We start from the raw sequence: 4,612 nt of genomic DNA on the forward strand, positions 1-4,612 counted from the left end.
ACAGCGCACTGGCCCACGTCCCCGGCCCCGTCGACTGGAAGCCGTCCGGTAAGCACCTCGACGAGCCGCTGCCGACCTATCCCTTCCAGCACCGCCGGTTGTGGCTGACCGGTGAGGCGGAGACCGGGACCGCGTCCGGGCTGGGGCTGACGGCCGCCGAACATCCGCTTCTCGGCGCGGCCGTGGAGCTTCCCGATGACAGCGTCGTGTTCACGGCGCGGCTCTCACCCGGCACCCATCCGTGGCTGCTCGACCACGCCGTCCACGGAACGCCGCTCCTCCCCGCCTCGGCCTTGGTCGATCTGGCGCTGCACGCGGGACGTCTCACCGGGCATCCCGGCGTCACGGAGCTGACGTTCGAGGCACCCTTGGCGCTCTCCCCGGACGAGGCCCGCAACCTGCAAGTGACCGTGGACGCGCCCGGCGAGGACGGGGACCGGACGCTCACCGTCCGCTCCCGCCGCCACGGCGACCAGGAGGGATGGAAGCGACACGCGACCGGTGTCCTCACCGCCGCCGAATCCGAGACCGAGCCCGTCCCGCCGCTGCCTTCCGGCGCGACGCCCCTCGACGTCTCGGACGCCTACGCCACCCTGGCGGCCCGCGGCTACGACTACGGACCGGCCTTCCAGAACCTGCGCGAGCTGTGGGAGCACGGTGCCACGCGCTACGCCCGCGTCCGGCTCGACGCCGAGGCCGAGACGGCCGGCGCGGGGTTCGGGCTGCACCCAGCGCTGCTCGACGCCGTCCTCCACCCTCTGGCGCTGGACGACGCGGCAGAGCCGGAAAGCCTGCCTGTCCCGTACAGCATGTCGGGCGTGGAGCTGCACGCCACAGACGCGACCGACGTCCAGGCGGCGATCGAGCGGACAGCCGACGACACCTTCGCCATCACCCTGCGCGCTCTGGACGGTGCGCCTGTGGCGACGATCGCGGCGCTGACCATCCGCCCGCTGCCGGCCGAAGTGCTGGCCACCGCCGCGTCACGCAGCACCCCGAGCATCCTCTACGCGCAGGAATGGGTCGCGGCTCCAGCAGCCACCGCTCCCCACGCGAGAGGCCCCTGGACGATCGTGACGTCCGAGCCCGGAAACGGCATCGCCGCCGAGCTGGAGGAGGCAATCACCACGAAGGACCTGGCAGACGCGCCCCCATCAGGCACGGCCCTGCTGATCGTCCCGGAGACAACCCGCGAGACCCCGGACGCCGTGAGGGCGACGGCGACGCAAGTCCTCCAAGACCTGCGCGCATGGCTCACCGGCGACCACCACCCCGACGCCCGGCTCGTCATCGTGACCTCCGGGGCCGTCGCGACGGAGGCTCCCCGGCTCGGGCATGCGTCCCTGTGGGGGCTGGTCCGTTCCGCGCAGGCCGAGCATCCCGACCGGATCGTCCTGGTGGACATTGACCGCGATCCCGCCTCCGCACGGGCGCTCCGCGCAGCGCTCGCGACCGGGGAGCCGCAGCTCGCGCTTCGCGAGGGACGCGTCCTGATCCCCCGGCTCGCCCCCGTCCCCGCCACGGGCCAGGCGCGCCGCGCGGCGGCGTCCAACGGCACAGTCCTGATCACCGGTGGCACCGGAACCCTCGGCGCCCTGGTCGCCGAACACCTGATCACCAACCACGACGCCACCGACCTCCTGCTCACCAGCAGGCGAGGACTCGACGCCCCGGGCGCGACCGAGCTCAAGCAACACCTCGAAAGCCTGGGCGCACACGTCACCATCGCGGCGTGCGACACCGCCGACCCCGGCGCGCTCGCGGAAGTCCTCGCCGCCATCCCGGACGACCGTCCGCTCAAGACCGTCGTCCACTCCGCGGGCGTCCTGCGGGACGCGCTCCTGGAGAACCAGACGCCCGAGCACCTGGACGCGGTGTTCCGCCCCAAGGTCGACGCCGCCTGGAACCTGCACGAGCAGACCAAGAACCTGGACCTGGACGCGTTCGTCCTGTTCTCATCCGCCAGCGGCGTGCTCGGCACCCCCGGCCAGGCGAACTACGCCGCCGCCAACACCTATCTGGACGCTCTCGCCCGACACCGCCACCACACCGGCCTCCCGGCGACGTCCATCGCCTGGGGCCTCTGGGAGCAAGCAGGAATGGGCGAATCCCTCTCCGAGGCAGACCGGGCACGGCTCGCAAGGTCCGGCATCCACCCACTCACCACAGAACACGGGCTGGTGCTGTTCGACGCAGCGCTGACCATCGAACGGACGGAGCTAGTCGCCATCGCCTTCAACAATGCGGGCCCGGCCAGCGTCCCGGCCGTCCTGCGCGACCTGTTCCCGTCCCGCCGAACCGCCCCACGACGGGACGCGGCAAACGGCACCCGGTGGACCGAACGGCTCAGCGGACGCTCTCCCGAAGACCGGCCGAAGGTGCTCGCCGACCTCATCGCGGGAATGGTGGCCGAAGTCCTGGCACACGACAGCGCATCCGCCGTGGTGCCCGACCGCGGCCTGTTCGACCAGGGCCTGGACTCCCTGATGGCACTGGACCTGCACAAGCGGCTGTCGAAGGCCACCGGCCTGCGCCTCCCGAAGACGCTCCTGTTCGACTACCCGACCCCCCGCGCGCTGGGCGACTTCCTCCACGAGCGCCTGAACAGCCACACGACCGCGACCACGACGAACGGCGCGGGCGATCCGCTGGCAGCCCTCGCCGGGCTGGAGGCCGCGCTAGCAGCCGCCCCCGAGGACGGAGACATCCGGAACACCGCAGTAAGCCGCCTCCGCGACCTACTGGCAAGGATCGACAGCACATCAGCCGACACCCGGACAGACGAGCCCTTCACCGCCGCGAGCGACGAGGAGATGTTCGCCTTCCTCGACAACGACGGGCACTGAAAGAGATGAGCAAGGAAAAGGCCGTGGTCCCGGGGATCTTCCCGGGCCCACGGCCTACTCCCACAGAAAAGCGGTCAGCCCGCGACGCGGACCCTTCCGGCGTCGCGCGCCAGGATCGTCCGCTGGACCTCACGGAGTTTGCGCCCCGGTTCGAGGCCCAGCTCCCGGTCGAGGGTCTCCCAAGCCATGCGGTAGACGCGCAGCGCGTCGGCGCGGCGGTCCGAGCCGTACAGGGCGCGCATGAGCTGCTCGTAGAAGACCTCGTTGAGCGGATAGTCGTTGATCAGCCCGTACAGGGGGCTTACCACCTCGCGGTGGCGGCCGAGCATCAGCCTGGCCTCCACGTCCATCTCCAGGCACTCCACCCGGGTCTCCTCGACCCGGGCGACGAGGCTGCGGCCGATCGGGCCGAGCGTGAGGCCGCTCAGCATGGGCCCGTGCCAGAGGCCGAGGGCGCGCTCGAACACCGCCAGGGCGTCCTCGCAGCGCTCCCGCATCAGCAGCGTCCGGCCCGTCCTGACGTGCTCCTGGAACACCAGGTAGTCGACGTCGGCGGGGTCGACGCGCAGCAGGTAGCCGGGCGCCTGGGTGACAATCGGGCCGGCGGGCGCGCCGAACCGCGACAGCAGCTTGCGGAGCTGCGAGATGTAGACGTGCAGGGCCGGGACGGCCCGCAGCGGCGGCTCCTCGTCCCAGATCTCACTGATCAGCTGCTTGGTCGACACCACCTGGTTCGGGCAGACCAGCAGCGCGGCGAGGGCTGTCTCGATCTTCTGGGCCCGGACGATGTGCGAGGTGCCGCCGTCCACCAGCCGGACCGGCCCCAGAACCTGGTACTTCATGCGTCGTCTCCTCCACCGGATCCGGTCACTCGTGCGCCGGGTCCTGCTTGGCGAGCTCGGACCGCACGCGGGCGGCCAGAGCCAGGGGCGTCGGATGTTCGAAGATCTCGGCAAGCGGCAGTCCCACCGACGTCAGCTCCTCGACCCGCTGGCCGAGCAGCGCGCCCTGAAGCGAGTCGCCGCCGCTGAGGAAGAAGTTGGTGCCGGGCTCCGGGTCGGGCACGCCGAGCAGGTCGTGCCACAGCCGGAGCAGCTCCGTCACCAGCTCGTCGCCGCCCGTGTCTCCCGCGTCCGAACGCGCGGCGGCCGGACGGGCGGCTGCCTCCTCCTCCTGCCCCGCGAGCCGCGTGAGCGCCGGATAGTCGACCTTGTCGTTGGCGGTCGTCGGGAACGCCTCGACCACCGCGAACCTCGCCGGGACCATCGAGCGCGGCATCCGCTCGGCCGCCCACCGCCACAGTTCCTCGGGCTCCGGCGGCGTCCCGGCCGTGGTGACGTAGGCGATCAGCCTTCCGTCCGCGCTCGGGTCGCCGTGCAGGACGACGGCCGCCGCGCGCAAAGCGGGGTGCTCGGCGAGCGTCGCCTCGACCTCGCCCAGCTCGATCCGGTTGCCGCGCAGCTTGATCTGCCGGTCGCCGCGGCCGAGCAGGACGAGGCTGCCGTCCGCGCGCCAGAAGGCGGTGTCCCCCGTGCGGTAGACACGGCCGAGGCCGGGGACGTCCGGGAAGCGCTCGGCGGTCAGCTCGGGACGGCCGTGGTAGCCGTCGGCGAGCCCGGCACCGGCGATGCACAGCTCGCCCCACACGCCGATCGGCAGCTCCCGGTCCCGGTCGTCCAGTACGTGGACGCGGGTGTCGCGGATGGGCCGGCCCACGTTCACCTGCCGGTCGACGGGGCCGAACAGCACCGCCGAGGTCGACCAGA

Annotated in this window: 3 protein-coding genes; 1 reads left to right on the top strand and 2 read right to left on the bottom strand. The window is 72.0% G+C overall.

Annotation, left to right across the window (positions count from 1 at the left end; translation table 11 throughout):
* Positions 1-2,846, top strand: a 2,846-nt coding sequence (locus tag AF1_RS32015) for a type I polyketide synthase (RefSeq protein WP_157419397.1), incomplete at its 5' end; no start/stop codon positions are given.
* 74 nt (positions 2,847-2,920) lie between these two features.
* Here the strand turns inward: AF1_RS32015 and AF1_RS32020 are convergent.
* Positions 2,921-3,688: an AfsR/SARP family transcriptional regulator gene (locus tag AF1_RS32020; protein ID WP_067807996.1), complete on the bottom strand. Its 768-nt coding sequence runs from the start codon at positions 3,686-3,688 to the stop codon at positions 2,921-2,923.
* 25 nt (positions 3,689-3,713) lie between these two features.
* The coding region (locus AF1_RS32025; protein ID WP_157419398.1) for a non-ribosomal peptide synthetase at positions 3,714-4,612 on the bottom strand (899 nt) is incomplete at its 5' end.

This window comes from Actinomadura formosensis NBRC 14204, assembly GCF_001552155.1.
GTDB lineage: Bacteria > Actinomycetota > Actinomycetes > Streptosporangiales > Streptosporangiaceae > Spirillospora > Spirillospora formosensis.

Bases quoted from the DNA above. Each gene is read 5' to 3' on its own strand.
- AF1_RS32020 (WP_067807996.1), bottom strand. From the start codon at position 3,688: ATGAAGTACCAGGTTCTGGGGCCGGTCCGGCTGGTGGACGGCGGCACC.